This is a genomic window from Pseudoalteromonas sp. SANK 73390 (assembly GCF_054966645.1).
The window spans coordinates 1-2851 of sequence record NZ_ARPN01000189.1 but is presented as its reverse complement, the minus strand read 5'-3'; the positions used below and the strand labels follow the sequence as shown (position 1 = coordinate 2851).

Below are 2851 nucleotides of genomic sequence, written 5' to 3'. Positions count from 1 at the left end.
CGTGCCACCACCGCCTCAGGCAGGGTGTAATGCGGTGGCGTCTATTGTAATGATAGCGGTTGCAGTGGTGGCGACTATAGCAACGGCAGGAGCTGCGGCTGTTGCTATGGGTGCTGCATCCAGTTCTATGGGCATAATGGCAGCAGGAACTGCAGCCCTCGGTGGCAGTTTAGGCGCCGCCGGAGTTGCCGCGGCTGCCATTGGCGGTTTTGCAGGCAGTGTTGCAAGTCAACTTACTGGAAAAGCCATGGGGGCAGTGGATAGCTTCTCGCTGAAAAATGCATTTGCGTCAGGCTTAACCGCGGGCGCTACGGCAGGCATGGGCAGTGCTTTGAGGCTAACCCAAGCTTCAAGCTGGGCCATGGAAGGTACAAAACTATCATCCTACGGTAAGGCGGCAATGGGGGCTACTTCAGCAGTTAGTTCGGTAGCTGCAAATAAGCTCGTGGGCAATAAAGCTAGCTTTAGATGGGGTGATGTGGCAGCTTCGGCTCTTACGTCAGCGATTGCACCGGGGGATTATGGTGCGATAGGCAAGGGGACACTGAATCCAATCAATGGTATTATTCAGTCGGGTATCCGTTATGGTGCGGATAAGCTCTTTGGTAATGAAGCGAGTTGGAACTTTGGAAATGTTGCGGTAGATGCGCTTGGCAATGCGATTGGTAACTCGATTGTTAATCATCATGTTGAATCAGCAGCACGCCAGAAATATATCAGTGAGACAGGCCAAAAGCTCAGTGCTCACGCTCAAGCTAAAGTGAACCAACAAGCAGCGAAAAACCTAAATCAAACCTTGGCTGATGCGCGAACAAGCATCAATGCAACAACACAAAGTACATTAGGTATGTTGCAAGCGTCTCAACAAGCCAATGCAGATGCACAGTTTGCGGCAGATGAGGCAGGACGGGCTTCGAGGCAGCACGGTGTGGTTGATAGCGCGAATGGGTTGAGTGCTTCATTGTCATCACAAGCAAGTGCATTAGAAAGTAGGCATCGAAACCAGATCGCGGGCATTCAAGCAAGTGCGGATGCCGCTTTTGCGAAAGGGGTAGTGCGAGGTGAATATGCTTATGAACAAGGATATGCAGCCAGAATGGCTATGCCGGGACGTGTTAATTTTGATTTGGATGCAGCATTGGCTGGTAATAAAGCTATGTGGGGGCATGGAAAAGAAGTTACTCATTCTGTTCATTTGTTTGTTGATGAAATGAACAATTCTTGGAGTAGTTGGGAAAAAGAGAATCCTTCCTTATCTGAACTAGCGGGTAGACAATCAATTCCAGGAACAGCAGCTGGTTTATATAGCGATTTAAATCCTGCAGCATTTACTGCAATGGCAGGTTCTTTAAAAGCACATGGTAGTAATAAGCATTTATTTACTGGTTGGCATCCTACTACGGGGGTTGGGCAGTTAAGGATGATTAACCCTAACCCAACACCAACAATTCCAGCATTAGGCCCAGCAGTAAACATTAATGCTTCCCCTTCTCAAGGAGTGAAGTTAGCAAGAATTTCTGGAGCCCTAGATAGTTCAGCTAAATTTGGTGGAGTTACAGGCGCATTACTAGCACCTGTTGGTCGAGCCTTTGAGTATTCAATGGATGGTAAGAGTCTAACTAGTCAAAACTTTGTCGTTAATGCGACCTTGGATAGTGCTAAAGGTGCTGCTGCTGGTGTAATTGGTGGTTACGCTGGGGCGGCTGCAGGTGCAGCAACAACAGCTGGTTTTGTAGCTGCTGGGGCAACAGCTGGCTCCTTTGTGCCAATAGTTGGAACGATCGTAGGGACCGGTGTTGGTTTACTTGTTGGTTGGGGTGTTTCGATAGCAATTGAAAATGGAATATACAATGAGTACCAATTAAGAGAGGCTAGATTTGAATAACTTCAAAGCGGAATTTGAGACGGCAATTTTTTTGCCGTCTATTAACTACTTATCTTTAATAGCGTTAGTGCATGAGAATATAACCTCATCTGAACAAAAGTTAGCTTTAATATTTTTTTTATTGCTTTGATTATTCATGTGCTAGGAGGGATTTACTTTGGTTTCAGTAAAAATATTGGAAATGTTTTATATTTAGCCTGGAGGGGACTTTTAAGCTTTTCTACAACAGTTTTGGCTTTATGTATTCTTGTTTTTCTTTTGAATGAACGAATGACTTTGGCAGCTATGGGGATGATGTTAAGCCCATTAGTGTTGATCCCATGTGTTTCATTTTACAATAGATTTTCAAGTGTTCATTCCCGTTTTGATGAAGCAATTAAAGTAAAACGTTTTATAAAAGGCACTTGGAAATGCAGCCTAGAGAATAAAATATTAAGTTTTTCTAAAGAATGCTCTAAAGGGCATCACGTGAAATTAACCACCTATGTATCTGGAGGAGTTGCGGCCATAGGAGGGAGTATAGCTGGTTCTTCGTTTGATGAATTTCTTCTTTATGTAGCTATAGGCATGATAGCTACTGGGCTATCATGGTTTTTTTCCTCTTATTATTGGATAGATCTTATGTATTGTTTTTTAGCGAAAAGATCAAAGAGGTTGCACAATCAGAAATAATCAGAAATAAAAAGGACAGGCATAAAATTAAAAGTGACACCCAACCAAATTCGGCTAGCTGTTATAGTTAGCCGATGCCTTTGGGGTAATCTATGTTGGGTGACAACTTTAAAGTTGCCCAACATATTCCATACCCGACGAGATAAACAAAACAACTACTATGAAAATATTCACATTTTATTACTATTTTTCCTATTTATTTATGAAAAGAGAGTTTCCTAAAAATAAACATGACACCCATTTTTATTTGTGTTGTTTTTCATTCACGAAAATAAACTAGTACACCCACTTTTA

Annotated in this window: 2 protein-coding genes; both read left to right on the top strand. The window is 43.1% G+C overall.

From position 1 onward, the window contains the following. On the top strand, nucleotides 1-1885 hold a 1885-nt coding region (locus SANK73390_RS20980), incomplete at its 5' end, for a hypothetical protein (RefSeq protein ID WP_462768265.1). A gap of 138 nt (nucleotides 1886-2023) precedes the next feature. Beyond that, nucleotides 2024-2557 carry a hypothetical protein gene (locus SANK73390_RS20975; protein ID WP_462768264.1) on the top strand — a complete coding sequence of 178 codons (534 nt, stop codon included), beginning with the start codon at nucleotides 2024-2026 and terminating at the stop codon, nucleotides 2555-2557. Nucleotides 2558-2851: the final 294 nt, after the last annotated feature.